Raw genomic sequence first — 23609 nt, 5'->3', positions numbered from 1 at the left:
CCCTCGCCCGGCCTCAGGCCTGGGCGCGCTCGATGAAGGCGACGGCGTCGCCCACGGTCTTGAGGTTCTTGACCTCGTCGTCGGGGATCGAGACGCCGAACTTCTCCTCGGCGGCGACCACGACCTCGACCATGGACAGCGAGTCGACGTCGAGGTCGTCGACGAACGACTTGTCGAGCTGGACGTCGTCGGCGTCGATGCCGGCGACCTCGTTGACGATCTCGGCGAGGTCGGCGCGGATCTCTTCGGTGGTGGCCATCAGGCTCATTCCTTCTCTTCGGTGGGTGGTGCGGAACCGTGGGTGGGTGGTGCGGTCAGGGCACGGTGACGACCTGGGCGGCGTACGCCAGGCCGGCACCGAAGGCGATGAGCAGGGCGGTGTCGCCCGGCTTCGCCGTGCCTTCCTCGAGCATCCGGTGGAGCGCGAGGGGGATCGAGGCCGCCGAGGTGTTGCCCTGCTCGGCGATGTCGCGGGCGATGGCGACGGTGTCGGGCAGCTTCATCGCCCTGGCCATCGCGTCGACGATGCGCATGTTGGCCTGGTGGGGCACGAAGCAGTCGAGCTCGTCGGCGCTGACGCCGGCCCGGTCGAGCGCCTGCTGGCCCACCTTGGCCATGGCGTACGACGCCCAGCGGAACACCGGGTTGCCCTGCATCGCCAGGTGGGGCATGACCGGGTGGTCGGAGGCGACCACGTCGCGCCAGTCCTCGGTCTGCCGGATCAGGTCGAACTGCTCGCCGTCGGAGCCCCACACCACCGGGCCGATGCCGGGGGTCTCGCTCGGGCCGATCACGACCGCCCCGGCGCCGTCGGCGAAGATGAAGGCGGTGCCGCGGTCGCCGACGTCGAGCAGGTCGGTGAGCCGCTCGACGCCGATCACCAGCACGTGGCCGGCCGAGCCGGCACGCACCATGTCGGAGGCCATCGCGACGCCGTGGGTGAAGCCGGCGCAGGCGGCGGAGATGTCGAAGGCGGCCGGCTGGTCGGTGCCGAGCTCGTGGGCGATCGCGGTGGCGATGGCCGGGGTGTTGAGCATGTGGCTGACGGTCGCGACGATCACGCACTCGACCTGCCGGGCGTCGACGCCGGCCCGCTCGAGCGCCTCGCGGGCCGCGGCGACCGACATCGACTGCACGGTCTCCTCAGGCGTCGCCCACCGCCGCTGCTTGATGCCGGAGCGCTGCTGGATCCACTCGTCGCTGGAGTCGATGGCCTCGACCACGTCGGCGTTGGGGATCACCCGCGAGGGGCGGTAGGCGCCGATCCCGAGGATGGCGGCGTACGGCGCGCCCTGGGCGCCGCGGATCGCGGCCATCAGGAGACGCCCTCGGGGTGCAGCCGGAGCAGCGGCTGGCCGGGGGAGACCAGGTCGCCGTCCTCGACGAGCCACTCGACGACCTGGCCGCCGTGGGCCGCGGTGACGTCGACCTTGTCGCGGGTGCTGGCGACGTCGCCGATCAGGGCGCCGGCGGCGAGCACGTCGGCGCCGGCCGCTGCGTCGTCGCGGCGGAAGGTGCCCTTGCTGGGGGAGACCACCACCCGCCAGGTCGGGGTGGTGTCGATCTCGGAGAACTCGCCGTGCTTGTCGCAGAAGGCACGCGCCTCGTCGAGCTGCTCGGGACCCTTGAGCGCGAAGGTGTCGACGCCCTTGAGCGCCCGCTTGGCGATGCCGGTCAGGGTGCCGGCCGGCGGCATCTCGAGGATGCCGGTCACGCCGAGGTCCTGCATGGTGTCGAGGCACAGGTCCCAGCGCACCGGGTGCGCGATCTGCTGCACCAGCCGGCGGAGCACCTCGCGGCCCTCGTGGACGACCTGGCCGTCGCGGTTGCTGATCAGCCGGGTGCGGGGGTCGTGCACCGAGACCGACTGCGCGAGCCGGCCGAGGTGGCCCACGGCCGGGGCCATGTGGTCGGTGTGGAAGGCGCCGGCGACGCTGAGCGGCATCAGCCGGGCCTTGGCCGGCGGGTCGGCGGCGAACGCCTCCAGCTGGGCCTTCGTGCCGGCGGCCACGACCTGGCCCGGGCCGTTGTCGTTGGCGGCGGTGAGCCCGTGCCGCTCGATCGCGGCCAGCACCTCGGCGCGGTCGCCGCCCAGCACCGCGGTCATCCCGGTGGGGGTCGTGGCGGCGGCCTCGGCCATCGCCCTGCCGCGCTCGCGCACCAGCACCATCGCCTGCTCGGCGGTGATCACCCGGGCGCCGGCGGCGGCGGTCAGCTCGCCCACGCTGTGGCCGGCCACCGCGCCGACCTTGCCGAACGCGTCGGTGGGGTGGGGGAAGATCCCGAGCGCCGCGACCAGCCCCGTGGCCACCAGCAGCGGCTGGGCGACCCGGGTGTCGCGGATCGCGTCGGCGTCGGCCTCGGTGCCGTAGTGCACCAGGTCGAGGCCCGCGACGGTGGAGAGCCACTCGAACCGCGACCGGAAGACCGGGTCCTCGAGCCAGGGGGTCAGGAATCCGGGAGTCTGGGCCCCTTGACCCGGGGCGACGAGAACGAGCACGTGTCCACTCTGCCCAGGTCGGGGGCCGCGGAGCGGGGTGGGCACCGACGAAACTGCCGCCGAGAACTTTGTAAGGTTCCTACAACGTCAGCGGGCGGCGGGGTCAGCGCTGCCGTCGCCGCCGCGCCCGGACTGCTGGCCCAGCACCAGCGCGATCTGCAGCACGAACGCCTCGCGCGGGTCGGTGGGGGAGAAGCCGGTGAGCTCGCCGGCCTGGCGAAGGCGGTAGCGCACGGTGTTGGGGTGCACGAACAGCAGCCGGGCGGTCCCCTCGATCGAGGCGCCGGTGCGGAACCACGCCGCCAGCGTCTCGACCATGGTGCTGCGGGCCTGCACGAGCGGCAGGTACACCTCCTCGACCAGGTGGCGGCGGGCGTGACCGTCGCCGGCGAGCGCCCGTTCGGGGAGCAGCTCCTCGCTGAGCACCGGGCGGGGCGCGCCGGGCCAGCCGGTGGCGGCCCGCTGGGCCGACAGCGCAGCCCGGGCCGAGACGTGGGCGGCGGCCAGGTCGTCCACCCGGGGCCCGACCACCACTGGCCCCGGCCCGAACTGGTCGACCACCGCGCTCGCCGCGGCCCGGACGTCGCTGGCCCCGCCGAGCAGCACCACCAGCCGCTCGCCCTGCACGGCGCAGAGCGCGTCGAGGCCGCGAACGCGCGCGACGCGTCGTACGTCGTCGAAGACGTCGGACTCCGCACGCCGGCTGGGGGCCGACCCGAGCACGACGGTGACGTCGCTACGAGAGCTCCAGCCCAGGGCGCTGGCCCGGGAGAGCAGCGCCTCGTCGGCCTCGGCGCGCAGCACCGCGTCGACCACGAGCGCCTCGAGCCGGGCGTCCCAGGCGCCGCGCTGCTCGGCGGCGCGGGCGTAGACCTCGGCGGTCGCGAACGCGACCTCGCGGGCGTAGCGCAGCAGCGCGGCGCGCACCTCTGGCCGGTCCTCGGGCTCGATGAGGGCGTCGACGTTGCTCTCCACCACGTCGATCGAGAGCCGGATCAGGTCGACGGTGTGCTGGAGGGTGATCACGCCGGCCAGGGCGCGCGGGGCGGCGCCGAAGATCGCCGAGGCCATCTCGGGGCCGCCCTCGGGCGGGGGCGCGTCGGGCCGCCCGTACCAGTCGACGAAGCCCCGGATGCCGGCCTGCACGATCAGGCCCACCCACGACCGGTCCTCGGCGCTCAGGTCGCGGAACCAGGGCAGGTCCTCGGCCATCCGGCCGGTGGCGGCGGTGCTGAGCGCGCCGCTGGAGCGCTGGAAGGCCGCGACCGCGCGCCGTCGGGGGTCGGCGGCGGTGCGGGGCGTCACCGGACCAGTCTCCCACCGCAGGGCCACGCCGCGCGTTTGGCGGGTCGGGCGGGAGGTCACCGGACCTCCGATCGAGCGGGACGCGCCGGAACATGCCGGCGAACCGCGCCATGGTGCCGCGCCGGACACGTCCGTCTGGTTGAATCCTGCACCTACCCACGGCGGAGGGGGCTGAGGTGACAGGCACCGAGGCAGGGACCGGGCACGGCGTCCAGTTCGTGACGATCCACGGGCACCGGCGCGCCTTCGTCAGGACCGGCTCCGGCCCCGCCGTGCTGCTCCTGCACGGCCTGGCCTGCGACCACACCACGTGGGAGCCGGTGATCGACGCCCTGGCCCGCCACCACACCGTGATCGCGCCGGACCTGCTCGGTCACGGGCTCTCCGACAAGCCGCGCGCCGACTACAGCGTGGGCGGCTACGCCAACGGGATGCGCGACCTGCTCACCGTGCTCGGCATCGACAAGGTGACCGTGGTGGGGCACAGCTTCGGCGGCGGCATCGCGATGCAGTTCGCCTACCAGTTCCCGGAGCGCACCGAGCGGATGCTGCTCGTCGCCCCGGGTGGGCTGGGGCCGGAGGTCAGCCCGGCGATCCGGGCCGTGACCACTCCTGGCTTCCACCAGCTGATGGGCGTGCTCACGCTGCCCGGCGTCCGGCACGCCCAGACCAGCGCGCTGCGGCTGCTGGCCCGCACGCCGCTGCCGGCCGCCCGCGACCTCGAGGAGGTCGCCCACATCGTCGACTCCTTCAGCGACCCCGCGGCCCGGGCGGCGATCCGTCACGTGGTGAGCGCGGTGGTCGACTGGAAGGGCCAGATCGTCACCATGGCCGACCGCGCCTACCTCACCGAGGCGATGCCGATGTGCGTGGTGTGGGGTCGCGACGACATGGTCATCCCGGTGCGCCACGCCAGCAACGTCGCCGCGCTCGCGCCCAAGGCGCGGGTGGAGGTGCTGGCCCGGGCCGGCCACTTCCCCCACAAGGACCACCCCGAGCGGTTCGTCGAGATCGTCCACGACTTCGTGCGCACGACCCGTCCGGCGACGTACTCGCGGGCCCGCTGGCGGGCCCTGCTCAAGGGTGGCCCCGCCGGGCCCGTGGGCCCGGTCGGCACGGTCACCGACGCCAGCGCCTGACCGGGCCTTCCGCAGCCGGCTCCGGACGCAGGACGGCCCGCCAGGAGTCCTGGCGGGCCGTCGTCCGGACGGGGGACGCTAGGCGTCGCCGCCCTCCTGCTTGACGTCGGCGACCGCGGTGGGGTCGTCGATGCGGTACTCCGCGAACGCCTTCTCGACCAGCGCGCGGTCGATCTCGCCGCGGTCGGCCAGCGCCTGGAGGGCCTGCACGACGACGGACTGGGCGTCGATGTGGAAGAACCGCCGCGCCGCGGGCCGGGTGTCGGCGAAGCCGAAGCCCTCCGCACCGAGCACGTGGTAGTCGCCCGGGACCCAGCGCGCGATCTGGAGCGGCACCGCGCGCATGTAGTCGGAGACCGCCACGACCGGGCCGGGGGCGTCGGCCAGTCGGTCCTCGACGTACGCCGTGCGGGCCGTCTCGCCCGGGTGGAGCAGGTTCCACTCCTCGGCGGCGACGGCGTCGCGGGCCAGCTCGTTCCACGACGTGACCGACCAGGTGTCGGCCTGGACGCCCCAGTCCTCGGCCAGCAGGCGCGCGGCCTCGCGCACCCACGGGAAGCCGACGCCGGAGGCGAGCAGCGTGACCCGCGGCCCGTCGCCCTCGCCGGTGGAGACCTGGTGGAGGCCGCGCAGGATCCCCTCGACGTCGACCGACTCCGGCTCGGCCGGCTGGGAGACCGGCTCGTTGTAGACGGTGAGGTAGTAGATGACGTCCTCGGCGTTCTCCCCGTACATCCGCTCGAGGCCGTTGCGCATGATGTGCGCGATCTCGTAGGCGAACGCCGGGTCGTAGTGCACGACCGCCGGGTTGGTCGCGGCGAGCAGCGGCGAGTGGCCGTCGGCGTGCTGCAGGCCCTCACCGGTCAGCGTGGTGCGACCGGCGGTGGCGCCGATGAGGAAGCCCCGCGAGAGCTGGTCGGCCATCGCCCAGATCGAGTCGCCGGTGCGCTGGAACCCGAACATCGAGTAGAAGATGTAGAACGGGATCATCGGCTCGCCGTGGGTGGCGTACGACGAACCTGCGGCCGTCGCCGACGCCATCGCGCCGGCCTCGGAGATGCCCTCGTGGAGCATCTGGCCCGAGACCGACTCCTTGTAGGACAGCAACATGTTGCGGTCGACCGACTCGTACTGCTGCCCCATCGGGTTGTAGACCTTGGCGCTGGGGAACATCGCGTCCATGCCGAAGGTGCGGTACTCGTCGGGGGCGATCGGGACCAGCCGCTTGCCGATCTCCGGGTCGCGCATCCAGTCCTTGAGCAGCCGGACGACGGCCATGGTGGTCGCGACGGAGTTCTTGCCCGAACCCTGCTTGAGCTCGGCGTACGCCTTGTCGCCCGGCAGCGTCAGCGGCTTGGACCGCACGACCCGGCGGGGCAGCGAGCCGCCCAGCGCGGAGCGGCGCTCCTTCATGTACGCGATCTCCGGGGCGCCCTCGCCGGGGTGGAAGAACGGCGCGGCGCCGGTCTCCTCGTAGGACCGCTCGAGGTCGCGGTCGGAGATGGGGAGGTAGAGGCGGTCCCGGAACTTCTTGAGGTCGTCCTGGGTCAGCTTCTTCATCTGGTGGGTGGCGTTCTTGCCCTCCAGCGCGTCGATGGTCCAACCCTTGATCGTCTTGGCGAGGATCACGGTGGGCTGGCCGACGTGCTTGGTGGCGGAGTCGAACGCCGCGTAGACCTTGCGGTAGTCGTGGCCGCCGCGCGGGAGCTTCTCGATCTGAGAGTCGCTCATGTGCTCGACCATCGCCCGCAGCCGCGGGTCGCCGCCGAAGAACGCGTCGCGGATGTAGCCGCCGTCCTCGGTGGAGTAGGTCTGGAAGGCGCCGTCGGGGGTGGTGTTCATCTTGTTGACGAGCACGCCGTCGACGTCGCGGGCCAGCAACGGGTCCCACTCGCGGCCCCACACGACCTTGATCACGTTCCAGCCGGCGCCGCGGAAGTTGGCCTCCAGCTCCTGGATGATCTTGCCGTTGCCCGTGACCGGGCCGTCGAGCTGCTGCAGGTTGCAGTTGATGACCCAGGTGAGGTTGTCGAGCTCCTCGCGGGCCGCGATCCGGATCGCGCCGAGCGACTCGGGCTCGGCCATCTCGCCGTCGCCGAGGAACGCCCACACCCGCTGGTCGCCGGTGTCCTTGATGCCGCGGTTGGCGAGGTAGCGGTTGAACCGGGCCTGGTAGATCGAGTTGATGCCGGTGAGGCCCATCGAGACGGTCGGGAACTCCCAGAACTCCGGCATCAGCCGGGGGTGGGGGTACGACGACAGGCCGGCCCCGGGCCCGTGCTGGACCTCCTGGCGGAACCGGAAGAGCTGCTCCTCGGTGAGCCGGCCCTCGAGGAACGCCCGGGCGTAGATGCCGGGGGAGGCGTGGCCCTGGATGTAGACCTGGTCGCCGCCGCCGGGGTGGTCCTTGCCGCGGAAGAAGTGGTTGAACCCGACCTCGTAGAGGCTGGCCGAGGACTGGTAGGTGGCGATGTGACCGCCGACCTCCAGGCCCTTGCGGTTGGCGCTCGACACCATCACCGCGGCGTTCCACCGGATGAAGGCGCGGATCCGCCGCTCGGCCTCCTCGTCGCCGGGGAACCACGGCTCCCGCTCCGGCGGGATCGTGTTGATGTAGTCGGTGGAGCGCAGGGCCGGCACGCCGACCTGCGTCTCCCTCGCGCGCTCGAGCAGGCGGAGCATCACGTAGCGGGCGCGCTCTCGGCCGCGCTCGTTCACCAGTGCATCGAAGGAGTCGAGCCAGTCGTGCGTCTCGTCGGGATCGATGTCGGGAAGCTGCGTCGGAAGACCCTCGTGGATGACCGAGGGAAGAGGACCGCTGCGCGTGCCTGAAGTGGAGGATGTTTCTTCGGTCACTCCCTCATCGTCGCACGCGCGCGAGCGGCGCCAAATCTACCCACGAGTAGTCCCGCGGGCTGGGCGTGAGCGGCGTCGCGCCGCCCCAGGGTTGCGCCTGCGCCGCAACTCCGGTGGACTACTCCGCAATCGAGGGCCCGGTCGGCGGGCCCCGTGGCGACTGGAGGTCTCAGTGAGCTCGACCGCGGGTGGCGGGTCCACCCAGACAGGGGCCGATGCCGGTCCTGCTGCCCGACTGGGCCTGGCTTCCGGCATGGTGGTCCAGGAGCTCGGCTGGGACAACGACACCGACGACGAGCTGCGCGTCGCGATCGAGGACGCGATCGACGCCGACATGGTCGACGGCGACTACGGCAACGTGGTCGACGCCGTGCTGCTGTGGTGGCGCCAGGACGACGGCGACCTCGTCGACGGCCTCGTCGACGCGCTGACCGACCTGGTCGGGGGCGGCGCGATCTGGCTGCTCACCCCCAAGGTCGGCCGACCGAACGCCGTCGACGCCGCCGACATCGCCGAGGCCGCCCCGATCGCCGGGCTCTCGCAGACCACGACGGCCACCGTGAGCAAGGACTGGTCGGCCACCCGGCTCATCGCGCCGAAGACTCCCGCCTGACGTGCTCGACAAGCTGACCGCCCGGGCCGTGTCCGCGGGCACCGGCCTCAGGGTGCTCGCGTCGTCGGGCATCATCCGGCCGTACTCGCCGGTGGTGCTCGCGCGGCTGCTGCGCACGGTCAGGAGCTGGGGCACCGGTCCCGCCGGCGGCTTCGCGGCGCTCGCGGTGCGCAGCCCCGACCGGGTCGGGCTCGTCGACGAGCTCGGCTCCCTCACCTTCGGCGAGCTGCACCGCCGCTCCAACGCGCTGGCCCGGGCGCTCGCCGACCGCGGCGTGCGCGAGGGCGACTCGGTGGCGGTGATGTGCCGCAACCACCGCGGCTTCGTCGACGCCAGCGTAGCGGTCGCCAAGCTGGGCGCCGACGTCCTCTACCTCAACACCGCCTTCGCCGGCCCCCAGCTGGTCGACGTGCTCGAGCGCGAGCAGCCCGCGGTCGTCGTCCACGACGAGGAGTTCACCGAGCTGCTGCAGGAGGCCCACGTCGACGACCGGGTGCTGGCCTGGACCGACGGGCCCACCGAGGCCGACACCCTCGAGTCGCTCATCGCCGGCCACCCGGACGACGACCTCGACCCGCCCGAGCGCCACGGCCGCGTGGTGATCCTGACCTCGGGCACCACCGGCACTCCCAAGGGCGCGCCGCGCAAGGAGGCGGGCGTCGACGCCGCGATCTCGCTGCTCTCGCGGATGCCGCTGCGCCACGGCTGGCGCACCCACATCGTCGCGCCGCTCTTCCACACCTGGGGCTTCGCCCACCTGGCCCTCGCCATGCTGCTCGGCTCGACCGTGGTGCTGCGGCGCCGCTTCGACCCGGAGACCGCCCTGGAGGTGACCCAGCGCGAGCGCTGCGACTCGATGGTCGTGATCCCGGTGATGCTGCAGCGGATCCTCGCCCTCGACGAGGAGGTCCTCGCGCGCTACGACCTGCCCACTCTCAAGGTCGTCGCCGCGTCGGGGTCGGCGCTCCCCGGCGACCTGGCGCTGAGCTGGATGGACCACTTCGGCGACAACCTCTACAACATCTACGGCTCCACCGAGGTCGCGTACGCCTCGATCGCGAACCCGCGCGACCTGCGCGAGGCGCCCGCCTCGGCCGGGCGGCCGCCGTGGGCCACGGTCGTGAAGGTGCTCGACGACCAGGGACGCGAGGTGCCGCAGGGCGAGTCGGGCCGGATCTTCGTCGGCAACAACCTGCTCTTCGAGGGCTACACCGGCGGTGGCCACAAGGAGGTCGTCGACGGGTTGATGTCCTCGGGCGACGTCGGCCGGATCGGCGACGACGGCCGGCTCTACGTCGAGGGCCGCGACGACGAGATGATCGTCTCCGGCGGCGAGAACGTCTTCCCCAAGGAGGTCGAGGACTGCCTGGCCCGCCACCCGGACGTGCTCGAGGTGGCGGCCGTCGGCGTCGACGACGACGACTACGGCAAGCGGCTGCGCGCGTTCGTGGTCGCCCGCAACGGCAGCTCCCCGAGCGAGGACGACCTCAAGGGCTGGGTGAAGCAGAACCTCGCCCGCTACAAGGTGCCCCGGGAGATCGTGATGCTCGACGAGCTGCCCCGCAACGCCACCGGCAAGGTCCTCAAGCGCGACCTCGCCGCCCGGGACGGCGACGGCAGCGACACCGACACCGCGGGCGCTGCTGACGGGGACGGCGACGCGTGAGCGCACCCTCCGCGGGCCTGCCGGTGGGCGTGCCGGCACCCGACTTCACCCTGCGCGACCAGTTCGGCCAGGACGTCACGCTGTCGTCCTACCGCGGCCGCAAGTCGGTGGTGCTCCTCTTCTACCCCTACGCCTTCTCCGGGGTCTGCACCGGCGAGATGTCCGGCGTGCGCGACCGTCTCGCGGAGTTCATGACCTTCGACAGCGAGGTGCTGGCGATCTCCTGCGACCCGATGTTCGCGCTGCGGGCGTTCGCCGACGCCGACGGCCTGAACTTCCCGCTGCTCTCCGACTTCTGGCCGCACGGCGAGGTCAGCCGCGCCTACGGCGTGCTCGACGAGAGCACCGGGGCACCGCGGCGCTCGTCGTACGTGATCGACCGCGAGGGCGTGGTGCGCTGGGCGGTGCACCACGCGAACGCCCACGGGCGCGACCTCGACGAGCACCTGCGCCAGCTGGTCGCCGTCGGCTGACCCGCGGTCTGCGGACCAGGTGGTCCAGACCGGTGTTTGCCGGAAGGGAAGGGCCACCTACAGTTCTCCGTGACGAGCCGCTGGTGACCCGAGACGCCAGCGGCTCGTCTCTTTCATTTCCGACCGGTGCGGTGGGTCGCCGGGGCCGCGCTCGTCTAGTCTGTGGCCGCTCACGAGGGCGTATAGCTCAGCGGTAGAGCACCTCGCTTACAACGAGGTGGTCGGGGGTTCGATCCCCTCTGCGCCCACCCCAGCCGAGCCCCGCCTCACAGCAAGGGGTTGCGGCGCCCCGTCTCGACGTCGAAGAGCCCGTCGGAGGGGTCGACGACCGCGGTCAGCACGGTGCCCTCGACCAGGTCGGCATCGGTGCCGTCGACCAGGCAGGTCGCCTCGAACGTCGTCAGCCCGGCGCCCGCGATCAGCAGGGTCAGGTCGAGGCCGGGCTCGTCGCCGATCGTCGTCGGTCGCACCGCGGTCACCGTCGCGGTCGCCGGCACGCCGGAGCGGCGCAGCCGGTCGTGGTCGAGCCGGGAGCGCCGCACCGCGGCCAGCACCACCAGCCCGAACGGCGTCAGCACCACCGTCATCAGCAGACCGGCCACCAGCGCCGGCCACGCCGGGCCCTCGGCCAGCGGACCGTCGTCGCCGAGGAGACCGAGGACCAGCAGCGCCGGCCCCGGGAGCAGCAGCAGGAGGGCCAGGCCCTGGAGCACCAGCCGCCAGCCGGGACCGGTCTCGGCCCCCACGCGACGGGGAGCGGGCGGGGCCGGCGGGGGAGACCCGGGATTGCTCACCGCGCCAGCCTAGGCCCGCAGGCCGCCCACCGGGACAGCCGTGGCCCGAGGGGCGTCGGGGGCCGCCGGTGGACTACGGTGCTGGTCGCGGACTCGGGCACGGGCACGGAGGAGGAACGATGGCGGCTGGCGACGGGATCGCCGCTCGTCTCAGCGGGCAGCACGTGCTGCTCACCGGGGTGACGGGCTTCGTGGGGGAGGCCCTCCTCCACCTGCTGCTCACCGAGGTCCCCGACGTCCGGGTCACCGTGCTGGTGCGACCCAAGGGCTCGACCACCGCGGCCGCCCGCACCGCCAAGCTGCTGGAGAAGCCGATCTTCGCCGACGTCGTCGCGGGGGCGGGCGGCGTCGAGGAGCTGATGGCCGCTCGGGTCGGCGTGCTCGAGGGCGACCTCGCCGACACCCCCGCGCTGCCCACCGACCTCGACTCGGTCGTCCACTGCGCGGGCGACGTCTCCTTCGACCCGCCGGTCGACGAGGGCTTCCGGTCCAACGTCGTCGGCACCCGCGAGCTGCTGGCCCGGGTGCGCGAGGCCGGGCCCGACATCCACTACGTGCACGTCTCCACCGCCTACGTCGCCGGTCGCCGCCGGGGCAGCATCCCCGAGGGCCCGGTCGACCTCGAGGTCGACCTCGAGGCAGAGCTGGCCTGGGGGCTGGCCCAGCGGGAGGCCATCGAGCACCGCTCCCGCGGCACCGGCGTGCTGGTGCCCGAGCGGCGCCGGGCCGAGAAGGCACACAGCCGGGCCGGCGCCCTCACCGCGGCCCACGCGACCGAGGACGCCCGCAAGGCGTGGGTGAAGAAGGAGCTGGTGGCCGCCGGGGCCGAGCGGGCCCGCAGCCTGGGCTGGACCGACTGCTACACCTTCACCAAGGCGCTCGGCGAGCGGGTGGTCGAGGAGCACGCGCTGACCAACCGCGCGTCGATCGTGCGGCCCAGCATCATCGAGTCCGCCCTCGAGCGGCCCCACCCGGGCTGGATCGAGGGCTTCAAGATGGCCGAGCCGCTGATCCTCGCCTACGGCCGTGGCGAGCTGCCGGAGTTCCCGGCCGCCGCCGACACGATCGTCGACATCGTCCCGGTCGACCACGTGGTCTCCGCGATCGTCGCGGTGCTCGCCCACCCGCCGGAGGTCGGCTTCCCGGCGTACTTCCACGTGTCGTCGGGCGACCGGCGGCCGCTGACCTTCCACCGGCTGTACGAGAACGTCCGCGCCTACTTCGACAAGCACCCCTTCCGAGCCGGCGACCAGGGCGCGATCCGGCTGCCCGAGTGGCGCTTCCCCGGAGCCCACGCCGTCGAGCGGCTGCTGTCTACGGGGGAGCGGGCCTACAAGGTCGCCGACTTCGCGCTCACCCACGCGCCGCGCGGCGACCGGGTGCGCGGCTGGACCCGCAAGCTCGAGCTGCAGCGGCGGCGGCTGGAGTTCCTGCGCCGCTACCTCGACATCTACGCCGAGTACACCCAGGCCGAGCTGCGCTTCCACGACGCCAACACCCTGGCGCTCTTCGAGGGGCTCTCGCCCGAGGACCGCGCGACGTTCGCCTTCGACACGGCGGTGATCGACTGGGACGTCTACCTCCAGGAGGTCCACTGCCCGTCGGTCACCGCCCCGGTGCGCCGTCTCGACGAGGTGCGGGCCGCGCGCCGCCGGGCGGCGACCACCGGTCTCAAGGCGGTGCCGAAGGAGCGGCCGGCGGTCGCGGCGTTCTTCGACATGGACGGCACGCTGCTGTCGTCGAACGTGATCGAGACCTACCTGTGGATGCGGCTGCGCGAGCTCTCCGGCTCGCAGAAGGCGGCCGAGCTGGGGCGGATCGCCGGCAAGGTGCCGAGCCTGGTGCAGGCCGAGCGCCGCGAGCGCAGCGCCTTCCTGCGCACCGTCTACCGCGAGTACGAGGGGGCCGACCGCGACTCGCTCGACCGGATCGCCGACGAGCACCTCACCGACCACGTGCTGTCGCGGCTCTCGCCCGCGGCCGTGCGGCGGATCCGTGAGCACCGCGCCGCCGGGCACCACACGGTGCTCATCACCGGCGCCATCCGCCCGCTGACCCGCCCGCTCGCGCCGCTCTTCGACCACATCGAGGCCGCGGAGCTGGCCGTCGACGCCCGGGGCGTGTGCACCGGCTACCTCTCCTCCTCGCCGCTGGTCGGCGAGTCCCGCGCCGCCTGGATGCGCTCCTACGCCACGGCGCACGGGATCGACATGGCGGCGTCGTTCGCCTACGCCGACTCCCACTCCGACCTGCCGCTGCTGGCGGCGGTGGGCAACCCGGTCGCCGTCCGGCCGGACGTGACGCTGTTCCGCCACGCCCGCAAGGCGCACTGGGACATCGTCGACTGGCAGAGCCCCAGCGCCGCCAGCCGCCGCCTCGACGTGGCGGGAGGCCGGTCGTGATCCTCGCCCTGGAGATGTTCCGCTCGCTGCCGCGCACGGTGGCGGGCAAGGCGGTCGGCAGCCGGATGCCCGGCCTGCTCTCGGGCTACGCCGCGCCGCTGCGCCTGGTGACGATCGACCCGCCCGTGGTCGACCGGCCGGGCTGGGCCCGGCTGCGCACCCGGCTCTCCGGCATCTGCGGCTCCGACCTGGGCGCCCTGTCGGGCCGGACCAGCCTCTACTTCTCGGCCGTGGTCTCGCTGCCGTTCGTGCCCGGCCACGAGGTCGTGGCCGAGCTCCTCGACGACTGCGAGGACCTGGCGGCCGGCACCCGGGTCGTGATCGACCCGGTGCTGACCTGCGCCGCCCGCGGCGTCGAGCCCTGCGACGCCTGCGCCACCGGGGCGACCAACCGCTGCTCGCGGATCACCGTCGGCCACCTCTCGCCCGGCCTCCAGACCGGCTTCTGCAAGGACACCGGCGGCGGCTGGGGCCAGCAGCTCTCGGCCCACCGAAGCCAGCTGCACCCCGTGCCCGAGGGCTACTCCGACGAGCAGGCGCTGCTGATCGAGCCGGTCGCGTGCGCCGTCCACACCGCGCTGCGCGCCGGTGTGCGGCCCAACGACCGGGTGCTGGTGAGCGGCGCCGGCTCGGTGGGCCTGTTCGCCACGTTGGCGCTGCGCGAGCTGACCCAGGCCGGCGAGATCATCGTCGTGGCCAAGCACGGCCTCCAGCGCGAGCTGGCCCTGGCGCTCGGCGCCACCGAGGTGGTCGCCCCGGCCGAGGTGCTGCGCCGCGTGCGTCGTACGACGGGCGCGTTCCAGCTCAAGCCGGAGCTCTCCGCGCCGTACCTCCTCGGCGGCGTCGACGTCGCGATCGACGCGGTCGGCAGCAAGCAGTCGCTCGAGACCGCGCTGCACGCCACCCGTGCCGGCGGGCGGGTGGTGCTCTCGGGCATGCCCGCGGGGGCGGACCTGTCGTCGGCGTGGTTCCGCGAGCTCGAGGTCGTCGGCACCTACGCCTCCGCGCAGTCGGAGCCGCACGGCCGCAGTGCCTTCGACACCGCCACCGACCTGGTCGCGCACGACGCGGTCGTCCAGATCGCCAAGTCGGTCGCGAGCTACCCGCTGCACCGGTGGCGCGAGGCGCTCGACCACGCCCACTCGGCCGGCCGCCTCGGCACCGTCAAGGTCGCCTTCTCACCGGGCAGCACCGCGTGAGCGCCGACCGGCGCGCGGGCGCCCAGCACCAGATCCACACGTCAGGAGAGATTCGCCGATGAGTCGCCCAGGTTTCGTGCTCGAGGTCGACGACCGCACCCCGCCCCTGGTGGTCCACGAGGGCCTGGGGTTCCGGCTGGAGAGTTTCCCGCTCGGCACCCGGGTCGTCTACCCGCCGGAGTCGATCCCGACCGTGCCCGACGTCGACGAGGCGATCCGGCACGCGCTGCTCAACCCCGTCGACATGGAGCCGCTGCCCGAGCTCCTGTTCGCCGGCATGCGGCTGACGATCGCCTTCGACGACATCTCGCTGCCGCTGCCGTCGATGCGCAGGCCCGACCTGCGCCAGCTGATCATCGAGCAGGTGCTGACGATGGCGGCCGCGGCCGGCGTCGACGACGTCGAGATCGTGGCGGCCAACGCGCTGCACCGGCGGATGACCCCGGCCGAGCTCAAGCACATCGTGGGGGAGCGCGTGTTCCGCTCGTTCTTCCCGCAGGGGAAGCTCTACAACCACGACGCCGAGGACCGCGACAACCTCCTCCACATGGGCACCACCGACAAGGGGGAGGACGTCGAGATCAACAAGCGGGCCGCCGAGTCGGACCTGCTGGTCTACGTCAACATCAACCTGGTGGCGATGGACGGCGGCCACAAGTCGGTGCCGATCGGGCTGGCGTCGTACCAGTCGCTCAAGCACCACCACAACGCCAAGACGATGGTGCACTCGCGGTCGTTCATGGACCACAAGCACTCCGCGATGCACCACTCGGCCTGGCGGATGGGGGCGGTGGTGCGCGAGCACACCAAGATCTTCCAGATCGAGACCACGGTCGACAACAACGTCTTCCCCAAGCCCTACGACTTCTTCCAGAAGCGCGAGTGGGAGTGGTCGATCAAGGACCAGGCGACGATGCTCGGCATGCGCCGCGGCCTCGCGCTGGCCCCGCCGCGGCTCAAGCACAAGATGTTCCACGACCTGCGCTCGGTCTACGGGCTCACCGGCATCAACGCCGGTGAGGTCGAGGGCGTGCACAAGCTGACGCTCGAGAAGGTGCACGAGCAGCACCTGGTGGAGGTGCAGGGGCAGTCCGACGTGCTGGTGATGGGCGTGCCCTACCTGGGCCCCTACAACGTCAACTCGTCGATGAACCCGATCCTCGCGACCTGCATGGGGCTGGGCTACTACTTCAACAGCTACCTCGGCCAGCCCGTCGTCCGGAAGGGCGGTGCGGTGATCCTCTACCACCCGCTCGACGAGGGCTTCAACCAGCTGCACCACCCGTCGTACGTCGACTTCTACGAGGAGGTCCTCGCGGAGTCGACCGACCCGGCGGTGGTGGGGGAGAAGTACGAGGCCCAGTTCGCCCACGACCCGTGGTACATCCACCTCTACCGCACCTCGCACGCCTACCACGGCGTGCACCCGTTCTACATGTGGTACTGGGCGGCGCACGCGATGGACCACGTCGGCGACGTGATCTGGGTGGGCGGCGACCGCAAGGCGGCGGCCCGGCTCGGGTTCCGCGCGGCCACCACGCTGCAGGACGCGCTGGAGATGGCGTCGGGCACCGTCGGCACCGACCCGTCGATCACCTACCTCCACAACCCGCCGCACCTGCTGGCCCACGTGCGATGAGCTTCCTGAGGGAGTCGGTCGACGACGTCCGCCGGACCGCACGCGGCTGGCGCTGGGGGCGGCGCTCGCAGGTGCCGCGCTCGGCCGAGGAGTTCGTGCTGCCGGCGCGGAACCCGGTGTTTCGCAGCGAGTGGTCGCGGCGCAAGCCCGCGATGGTGGCGCGCGAGCTGGCCCAGAAGGGCGGCCTCGAGCCGCTGTTCCGCTCCCAGGTGCGCACACACGTCGAGGGTCTCGACGTGCTCGAGCGCATCGAGGGGCCGGTCATCTTCGCGGCCAACCACGCCTCGCACCTCGACACGCCGCTGATCCTGCTGTCGCTGCCGACCGAGTGGCGCCGTCGTACGGCGGTGGCGGCGGCGGCCGACTACTTCTTCGACACGTGGTGGCGCGCGGTCGGCTCCTCGATCCTGTTCAACACCTTCCCGATCGACCGCCGCGGCGGCGCGATGGCGACCACGCCGGGCGAGGTGCTCGACCAGGGCTGGAGCCTGGTGATCTTCCCCGAGGGCACCCGGTCCAAGGACGGCTGGATGGGCAGCTTCCGGATGGGTGCGGCGTTCCTGGCGCACCAGTACGGCGTGCCGGTCGTGCCGGTCGCCCACCGCGGCACCTTCGCCGCCATGCCGCGCGGCCAGGGCTGGCCGGGCGGCGGTCGGCGCCAGCTGACCATCCGGTTCGGCGAGCCGCTGCGGCCCGACCCGGAGGAGTCGGTGCGCGACTTCGCGCCCCGGATCCGGCAGGCCGTGGCCGGACTCCTCGACGAGGACCGCACGACCTGGTGGGAGTCGCAGCAGCGGGCGGCCGCCGGCACCACGCCGGACCCGTCGGGGCCGCAGGTCGCGCAGTGGCGGCGGGTCTGGGAGCAGACCGAGTCGCCGGTCGCCGACGCCCCCCGGCGCCGGCTCGCGGCCTGGCGCCGCTGACCACATGAGAGCCCCCTCATCGGGGGCTCATCGGCGGCTCACCGCGCCGGGCCAGAGTTCCACTCGTCAGCCCCACGACGAGAGGAACTCCCATGAAGAAGATCGTGACCGTCGGCCTGCTCGGGCTCGCCGGCTCGGTGACGGCCGGCCTGGTCGCCGTCGGCACCCCGGCGGCGTTCGCCGGCGACGACGCGTTCGTCAAGCGTGACGACGAGAGCGCCAAGGTGGTCGTGACCGTCGACGACGACGATGACGACGACACCAACGCCCGGCAGGCCAGCCGCGACACCCGGACCAACGGCACCCGCACCAACGGCAACACCAACACGGGGTCGAGCCGGTCGACGCGTGACCACACCAACAGCCGGTCCACCAAGGTCTCCCGCGACCGCGACCACAGCCGCAGCGACAAGACCCGCGACTGGACCAACGACGGGCCCGGCAAGAAGAAGCGGGACTGGTCGGCCAACTCCACCAACGACAAGTCGCGCAACGACACCCGTCGCTGACCGCGACGCGCACCGGGAAGGTTGACCGATGGGCAGCACCGACACCTGGGACCTCGCCGAGGGCGACCCGATCACGCCCGACCTGACGGCGGTGAAGCTGCTGGGCGGCGGGTCGTCGTACGAGGCGTACCTGGCGTTCGACGAGATCACCTACGCCCCCGTGGTGGTCAAGGTGGTCCGGCCCGCGCAGGTCGCGGACGCCGCCAGCCTCCGTGGGCTGCGGCGGGAGGTGTCGGCGCTGGCCGCGGTCAACCACCCGGTGGTGGTGCGCGGCCTGCGGCACGAGCTCGAGGGCGAGCGGCCGCACGTCGTGCTCGAGCACATCGACGGGCCCCGATTGTCGTCGCTGGTGCGCCGCTACGGTCCGCTCCAGGAGCAGCAGTACCTGCCGCTCGCCATCGAGATCGCCAGCGCCCTGCACTACCTGCGCCGCCTCGGCTGGGTGCACCTCGACGTCAAGCCCAGCAACGTCATCATGGGCGCACCGGCCCGCCTGATCGATCTCTCGGTCGCCCGCACCGTCGACGCGGCCGCTGCCCTCGAGGTCGAGATCGGCACCGACTTCTACCTCGCGCCCGAGCAGGCCCACCCGGGCGGCCCGTACGGCGTGCCCGGCCCGGCCAGCGACGTCTGGGGGCTGTGCGCCACCCTCTTCGAGGCCGTCGCCGGCTACCGCCCCTTCGACGACGGCGACCCCGACCACCCCGACCGCGGCCGCCGCTTCCCCCAGCTCACCGACGACCCCCACGACCTCCCCGACCGCACGCCTCCGGAGGTGGCCAAGGTGCTCCTCGCCGGGTTGTCCAAGGACCCCGCGGCCCGTCCCCTCCCGCACGAGGTCGCCGAGGCCCTCGAGCCCGTCCTCGCCCGGGTCCCCCGCCCGCAGCTGGCGGGGTGGAAGGTGCGTTGACGCTTGCGGCTGGGGTGCGACTGGCGCTGGTTGAGGTGCGAGGAGCGCTAGCGACGAGCCTCGAAACCCGGCGAGACGAACGCCCTCCCTTGCTTGGGTGGTTCCGGTGCTGACTCGGGTTGCCCGCGCGCTTACCTGGTCGGGTCTCGGCGTCAAGGGTTCCCTTCGGCGCTTCGCGCCCCTGACCCCGAGCCTCTCGCGACCAGGTGTGACGGCGCACTGCCGGCACTCGCAAGCTCGCGCCGCCAGCACTACGCGGGCTTGTGCCCTCGTTGGTCGAGGAAGGACGAAGTCCTTCACTCGTACCCGGCGAGACGAACGCCTCCGTCGCGCTGGTTGAGGAACGACGAAGTCGTGTCTCGAAACCCGGTGAGACGACCGTCCTCCCGCAACCACCGCGGGCGACCCAGGTCTCGCCGAGCCGTCGTCAATTAACGACGGCTCGGCGCACCACGGCGTCGACAAGCGCCGGGTCGGCGATACCCCAACGCTCATCCCATGGTTACGGGAGGGCGTTCGGACGGCGGGGGGTTTCGAGACAGTCGCTAGCGCGACTTCCTCAACCACCGCGCGCTGGTTGAGGAACGACGAAGTCGTGTCTCGAAACCCGGTGAGACGAACGCCTCCCGCAACCACCGCGGGCAGCCCAGGTTTCGCCGAGCCGGCGTCAATTGACGCCGGGTCGGCGCACCTCGACGTCAACGAGCGCTGGGTCGGCGATGGGCCGGCCGCTTTGGCCGAGGGTGGTTGCTCGCCCCAAGTTCGTCGGTCACCGGACCGGGGCGACGAAGCCGCAAGTCGTCGAACCCATGGTGTTCTACCGGACCCGTACCGGCCACGACGCCTCAGTGGACGACATCGCCCCCGTCAGATGTTCACGTCGAGCCCGGCGACGACGCGCAACGCGGTCAGCGCTTGGGCAAACGAGTCGCGATCACCGTCGTGACTGCCGAGAACACACGTCGTGCTCCAAGCCAGCAACATTGGCTACCACCAGCGGACCCGACGACGCGCCAGGCTAGACGACGTGACAGCCGCCGAGTTCGATCCCGAGGTCGCCACCGTCCTGGAAGTCACCGCCGACTGTGATCTTTTGCCCAACCTTGATTTTGGCCACGTCTTTGGCTGATTGGCCGTCGCAGTTGATGGTCGCGAAGGCGTACTCGTAGTCCGGTCCGGCGACTCGAATGATGTACCGGTCCTCGTGGAAAATTTCGGTGTCGACTTTGCTGACGAAGCCCGTGACCTCGAGAAGCTGGTGATCGCCGTATTTCAGATCGGCCGCAGCCTCGTTGGCTTCGAACTCCTGAAGGATCTTCCCTGCAGCGACCTTGATGACCTTGGGCTCCGGCTCCGGCTCGGGTTCCGGCTCGGGCTCCGGCTCCGGCTCCGGCTCCGGCTCCGGCTCCTTGGTGGCTTCCTGGGTCGGCTCAGCCTTCGGCTCTGGGCTGGACTCGGTCGTTGTGGAGGAGTCATCACTAGCCGTGTTGCTAGCGTCCTCGTCCGAACCGCCACCCCCTACTGCGCCAGCGATGACCGCGATCAGGACGACGGCAAGAACGGCCGTCATGATCTTGTGGCGCATGAACCAATTGCCTTGCTTGCCCGGGGTCGACGGCGTGGGGGTCGCCCCGACCGGACCAGCGGGCGACGGACCGGACGGAGCCGTGTGCTCCGTCCAAGCGTTGCCGTCCCAGTACCGCAAGCGGGTCGGGTCGGTGTTGTCCGGATACCAGCCAGGTGGGTTGCTCATGGCAGTGTCTCCCCGTAGTCCGCGCCGATTCGGGTACAGACCAAGGTGCGCGCTGCTCGATCCGTGTGACGCCACAATGAATGACGCAAAGCGCGTTGTCACGCGAATGGTTCAAATGGGCCAATTAAATGGTTCATTCGTGTCATTAATCGAATACACGGAAACGGTGAAGCGCGCAGGGACCCGGACGTACGCCTCAGTCACCTGCACCGGGTTGCGAACCTGCTCCTGCCGGCGCCGCCACCACCGGATGAGGACGCGCGCTCTCAGCCCCTACCACGGCGTTATGGTGCTCCGCGGCTCTCCTTGCACCGGTCTCTCGACGACGGCCGGGAGCGTCCCCGTGCACTCGTGGAACTCGGTGACGACCCAGCCGTGAGCCCGTGCTGCGACGATGACGGCTGCGGTGACCTGGTCGCCGTCCAGCGCGTAGAACTGCGGGCGTCCGGGGCGGGAACCAGGGCGCCACCTCGCCAGGGTCGTGCCGGCGGGCGCGACGGTCGTGGCCGCAGCGCGAGGAGTGGTGCCGGGTCGGGCCCGAGCCGGGACGTTGTCCAGCTGGCAGAAGACGGCCGTGGTCGCACGCGATGTCGGCACCGAGGATTCGGGTGATCCGGTCCCGGTCCCGGTCCCGTTCCCAGGCCCGGTCCCCGACGCCGGGGCCGGCCCGCTGTCGTCGGCCGAGCACCCGAGAGCGCCCAGAGCAACTGCCCCAGCGACAAGGAGCCGTAAGCCCCCCATGACTGTCCTCCGCTCTTGGGGTCGGATCGCGTGACCGTGCGGCAGTCTAGGGACCTGCGGGCGACCTCATCGCTGGAACCGGTAGCCCATCCCCCGCACGGTGGCGATGGTGGCCGAGCCGAACTTGCGACGCAGGTAGCCGACGTAGACGTCGACCACGTTGGAGCCGGGGTCGAAGTCGAAGCCCCAGACCTGGTCGAGCAGCTGCTCGCGCGAGAGCACCTGGCCGGCGTTGCGCATGAAGATCTCGGCGAGGGCGAACTCGCGGGCCGACAGGTCCACCTCGCGGGCGTCGACGGTGGCGCGGCGGGTGCGGAGGTCGAGGCGGACGCCGGCGGCCTCGAGGGCATCGGGACGCTCGGTGCCGGCGTCGGCCTGCTGGCGCAGCCGCAGGTGGATGCGCGCGATCAGCTCGGCGAACCGGAACGGCTTGGGCATGTAGTCGTCGGCGCCGCCCTCCAGCGCGGAGACGGTGTCGGTGACCGAGTCGCGGGCGGTCAGCACGATCACCGGCATCCGGGAGCCCTGCGAGCGCAGCTGGTCGAGCACCGAGAACCCGTCGAGCGACGGCAGCCCGATGTCGAGCACCATCAGGTCGAAGCCGCCGCCCAGCGCCTCGTCGAGGCCGACCCGCCCGTCGGCGACGACGGTGGCGGTGTGGCCCTCGGCGCGCAGGCCCTTGGCGACGAAGGAGGCGATCCGCTCCTCGTCCTCGACGATCAGGATGCGGGCCACGGGTCCTCCTCGGCAGCGGGAGCGGGTACGTCGGTGCGGGTGGCGGGCAGGGTGAGCACGACCCTCGCGCCGTGCGGCTCGGCGTCCTCGACGTGCACCGTGCCGTGGTGGGCGGTGGCGATCGCGGCGACGATCGACAGCCCGAGGCCGAACCCCTCGTCGTCGGGGCTGGTGCGGCTGCGCCCGAAGCGCTCGAAGACCAGCTCGCGGTCGGCGGCCGCGATGCCCGGGCCGGTGTCGCGCACCCAGAGCCGCACCCAGCCGCCGTCCGGTCCCTCGTCGTACGACGAGCCGACGGCGACCACGTCGCCCTCGTGGGTGTGCTTGACGGCGTTGTCGGCCAGCTGGAGGAGAGCCTGGGTGATCCGCTGCTCGTCGAGGCGTACGACGACGTCGGCGGCGCCGTCGAGCGTCCACGCCCGCGGACCCAGCGCGCGAGCCTTGGCGAGCACCTCGACGGTGAGCTCGGTCAGGGGGGTGGGGGCGGGGGTGACGAAGTCGGGCCGGTCGCTCTTGGCGAGCAGGATCAGGTCGCCGACCAGGCGGGCCATCCGGTCGACCTCGTCGAGCAGCAGCGCCCGGGTCTGGTCGACCTCCGCCGGGCTGGCGGCGTCGAGCAGCTCGAGGTGGCCGCGCAGCACGGTCAGCGGGGTCTTGAGCTCGTGCCCGGCGTCGTCGAGGAACTGCCGCTGGCCGACGAACGCCAGTTCCAGCCGGTCGAGCATGCCGTTGACGGTGCGGGTCAGGGCGGTGATGTCGTCGTTGCCGGTGACCGGCAGCCGCAGCGACAGGTCGGTCTCGGTGATCTCGTCGGCGGTCTCGCGCAGCGCCCGCAGCGGCGCCAGCAGCCGCCCCGACTGCCACGCCGCGATCGCCGTGATCAGCAGCAGCGAGAGCGCGGCGACGACCGCGTAGGTGCGCATCGTGTCGAGCAGCTCCTCGCGGTCCTCGTCGGTGTGCACCACCACGACCAAGGCCCCGGTCTCGTCGCCGTCGCGCAGGCTCACGGCCTGCACGGTGACCAGGTGCTCGCCGCCGGGGTCGGTGGTGAGCCGGGTCGACCCGCCCTCGGCCACGAGCGGGCCGACGGCGTCGTCGAACGCCGGGTCCCCGAGCAGGGGGTCGTCGCTGGGGAAGGCGACCTTCTCGGACCCGTCGCCGATCCAGCCGACGAGGAGCTCGTCGTCGTCGGGGACGTTGCGGGTCAGGAAGCCCCGCAGCAGCGCCTCGACGGAGGTGAACGACTCCTCCTGCTGCAGCACCGCGAACTCGTCGAGCTCCTGCTCGATCTCGCGCACGCTCTGGTCGACCAGCCGCTGGCTCTCGATGGCGTAGACGATCAGGCCGGCGCCGGCCAGCGCGGTGGCGACGAGCACGGCGAGCGTGGTGGTGATGCGCGTGCGCACCGAGACGCCCGGCCTGCGCAGCCGGGCGTCCGTGCGTGGCGGGGCG

At 72.3% G+C, this 23609-nt stretch carries 19 protein-coding genes, 1 tRNA gene and 1 pseudogene; 11 read left to right on the top strand and 10 right to left on the bottom strand.

Features of this window, described 5'->3' with window-relative positions; translation table 11 throughout:
• Positions 1-13 precede the first annotated feature (13 nt).
• The 4 genes from JT721_RS19660 to JT721_RS19645 all read right to left on the bottom strand — a co-directional run bounded on the left by JT721_RS19660 (position 14) and on the right by JT721_RS19645 (position 3805).
• Positions 14-262, bottom strand: coding sequence for an acyl carrier protein (locus JT721_RS19660; protein WP_082575284.1), 249 nt, complete (start codon positions 260-262; stop codon positions 14-16).
• 52 nt (positions 263-314) lie between these two features.
• Positions 315-1316 carry a beta-ketoacyl-ACP synthase III gene (locus JT721_RS19655; protein WP_205475120.1) on the bottom strand — a complete coding sequence of 334 codons (1002 nt, stop codon included), beginning with the start codon at positions 1314-1316 and terminating at the stop codon, positions 315-317.
• Positions 1316-2500 (bottom strand): acyltransferase domain-containing protein, encoded by a 1185-nt coding sequence (locus JT721_RS19650; protein WP_205475119.1) that lies wholly within the window; start codon positions 2498-2500, stop codon positions 1316-1318. Before JT721_RS19650 ends, JT721_RS19655 begins: the two co-directional genes overlap by 1 nt.
• Positions 2501-2587: 87 nt before the next feature.
• Positions 2588-3805, bottom strand: coding sequence for a helix-turn-helix domain-containing protein (locus tag JT721_RS19645; RefSeq protein ID WP_307828162.1), 1218 nt, complete (start codon positions 3803-3805; stop codon positions 2588-2590).
• A 176-nt stretch (positions 3806-3981) separates the two neighbouring features.
• Here JT721_RS19645 and JT721_RS19640 point away from each other — a divergent pair, with 176 nt between their 5' ends.
• Positions 3982-4944 (top strand): alpha/beta fold hydrolase, encoded by a 963-nt coding sequence (locus JT721_RS19640; protein ID WP_307828161.1) that lies wholly within the window; start codon positions 3982-3984, stop codon positions 4942-4944.
• Positions 4945-5022: 78 nt separating this feature from the next.
• Here the strand turns inward: JT721_RS19640 and aceE are convergent, their stop codons facing one another.
• Positions 5023-7743: a pyruvate dehydrogenase (acetyl-transferring), homodimeric type gene (aceE, locus tag JT721_RS19635; protein WP_307828165.1), complete on the bottom strand. Its 2721-nt coding sequence runs from the start codon at positions 7741-7743 to the stop codon at positions 5023-5025.
• A 229-nt stretch (positions 7744-7972) separates the two neighbouring features.
• Between aceE and JT721_RS19630 the strand changes: the two genes are divergently transcribed.
• From JT721_RS19630 to JT721_RS19615, 4 genes are all read left to right on the top strand, one after another.
• On the top strand, positions 7973-8413 hold the full coding sequence (locus JT721_RS19630) for a DUF3052 domain-containing protein (protein WP_205475117.1): 441 nt from the start codon (positions 7973-7975) through the stop codon (positions 8411-8413).
• 1 nt (position 8414) lies between these two features.
• Complete coding sequence (locus JT721_RS19625) at positions 8415-10079, top strand: AMP-binding protein (protein ID WP_205475116.1); 1665 nt, start codon at positions 8415-8417, stop codon at positions 10077-10079.
• On the top strand, positions 10076-10552 hold the full coding sequence (locus tag JT721_RS19620; protein WP_307828160.1) for a peroxiredoxin: 477 nt from the start codon (positions 10076-10078) through the stop codon (positions 10550-10552). The genes JT721_RS19625 and JT721_RS19620 overlap by 4 nt, the downstream gene beginning before the upstream one ends.
• A gap of 176 nt (positions 10553-10728) precedes the next feature.
• Positions 10729-10800, top strand: a tRNA-Val gene (locus JT721_RS19615).
• Positions 10801-10818: 18 nt separating this feature from the next.
• Here the strand turns inward: JT721_RS19615 and JT721_RS19610 are convergent.
• A complete protein-coding gene (locus tag JT721_RS19610) occupies positions 10819-11346 on the bottom strand; it encodes a hypothetical protein (protein ID WP_205475115.1) in 528 nt (175 codons plus the stop codon).
• Positions 11347-11465: 119 nt separating this feature from the next.
• Between JT721_RS19610 and JT721_RS19605 the strand changes: the two genes are divergently transcribed.
• The 6 genes from JT721_RS19605 (at position 11466) to JT721_RS19580 (ending at position 18928) form a co-directional block, all read left to right on the top strand.
• A complete protein-coding gene (locus JT721_RS19605) occupies positions 11466-13748 on the top strand; it encodes an HAD-IB family phosphatase (protein ID WP_205475114.1) in 2283 nt (760 codons plus the stop codon).
• Positions 13745-14947 carry a zinc-binding dehydrogenase gene (locus JT721_RS19600; protein ID WP_307828159.1) on the top strand — a complete coding sequence of 401 codons (1203 nt, stop codon included), beginning with the start codon at positions 13745-13747 and terminating at the stop codon, positions 14945-14947. The genes JT721_RS19605 and JT721_RS19600 overlap by 4 nt, the downstream gene beginning before the upstream one ends.
• 58 nt (positions 14948-15005) lie before the next feature.
• The gene (locus tag JT721_RS19595; RefSeq protein WP_205475113.1) at positions 15006-16586 is read left to right on the top strand and encodes a lactate racemase domain-containing protein; all 1581 of its coding nucleotides are present in this window, start codon (positions 15006-15008) and stop codon (positions 16584-16586) included.
• Entirely contained in the window at positions 16583-17509 is a 927-nt protein-coding gene (locus JT721_RS19590; protein WP_205475112.1) for a lysophospholipid acyltransferase family protein, read from the top strand. Before JT721_RS19595 ends, JT721_RS19590 begins: the two co-directional genes overlap by 4 nt.
• Positions 17510-17601: 92 nt before the next feature.
• Entirely contained in the window at positions 17602-18018 is a 417-nt protein-coding gene (locus JT721_RS19585; protein WP_205475111.1) for a hypothetical protein, read from the top strand.
• 28 nt (positions 18019-18046) lie between these two features.
• On the top strand, positions 18047-18928 hold the full coding sequence (locus tag JT721_RS19580; RefSeq protein ID WP_205475110.1) for a serine/threonine-protein kinase: 882 nt from the start codon (positions 18047-18049) through the stop codon (positions 18926-18928).
• A 1018-nt stretch (positions 18929-19946) separates the two neighbouring features.
• On the opposite strand, the gene JT721_RS19575 is transcribed toward JT721_RS19580, so the two are convergent.
• The 4 genes and pseudogenes from JT721_RS19575 to JT721_RS19565 form a co-directional block, all read right to left on the bottom strand.
• Positions 19947-20513, bottom strand: a complete 567-nt coding sequence (locus JT721_RS19575; RefSeq protein WP_240341113.1) for an OB-fold putative lipoprotein — start codon at positions 20511-20513, stop codon at positions 19947-19949.
• 69 nt (positions 20514-20582) lie between these two features.
• A pseudogene (locus tag JT721_RS21940) lies at positions 20583-20681 on the bottom strand (DUF2510 domain-containing protein); the annotation flags it as partial.
• A gap of 807 nt (positions 20682-21488) precedes the next feature.
• Positions 21489-22157 carry a response regulator transcription factor gene (locus tag JT721_RS19570; protein ID WP_205475108.1) on the bottom strand — a complete coding sequence of 223 codons (669 nt, stop codon included), beginning with the start codon at positions 22155-22157 and terminating at the stop codon, positions 21489-21491.
• Positions 22142-23563, bottom strand: coding sequence for a HAMP domain-containing sensor histidine kinase (locus tag JT721_RS19565; protein WP_307828158.1), 1422 nt, complete (start codon positions 23561-23563; stop codon positions 22142-22144). Before JT721_RS19565 ends, JT721_RS19570 begins: the two co-directional genes overlap by 16 nt.
• Positions 23564-23609 lie beyond the last annotated feature (46 nt).

The organism is Nocardioides sp. SYSU D00038, from assembly GCF_016924665.1.
Lineage (GTDB): Bacteria > Actinomycetota > Actinomycetes > Propionibacteriales > Nocardioidaceae > Nocardioides.
Note: the sequence above shows the minus strand (reverse complement) of the source record. Positions and strands in the feature narration are given on the sequence as shown.

Coding starts and splice junctions, on each gene's coding strand:
- JT721_RS19655 (WP_205475120.1), bottom strand. CDS start 1,316: ATGGCCGCGATCCGCGGCGCCCAGGGCGCGCCGTACGCCGCCATCCTC.
- JT721_RS19595 (WP_205475113.1), top strand. CDS start 15,006: ATGAGTCGCCCAGGTTTCGTGCTCGAGGTCGACGACCGCACCCCGCCC.
- JT721_RS19590 (WP_205475112.1), top strand. CDS start 16,583: ATGAGCTTCCTGAGGGAGTCGGTCGACGACGTCCGCCGGACCGCACGC.
- JT721_RS19580 (WP_205475110.1), top strand. CDS start 18,047: ATGGGCAGCACCGACACCTGGGACCTCGCCGAGGGCGACCCGATCACG.
- JT721_RS19575 (WP_240341113.1), bottom strand. CDS start 20,513: ATGCGCCACAAGATCATGACGGCCGTTCTTGCCGTCGTCCTGATCGCG.
- JT721_RS19585 (WP_205475111.1), top strand. CDS start 17,602: ATGAAGAAGATCGTGACCGTCGGCCTGCTCGGGCTCGCCGGCTCGGTG.
- JT721_RS19605 (WP_205475114.1), top strand. CDS start 11,466: ATGGCGGCTGGCGACGGGATCGCCGCTCGTCTCAGCGGGCAGCACGTG.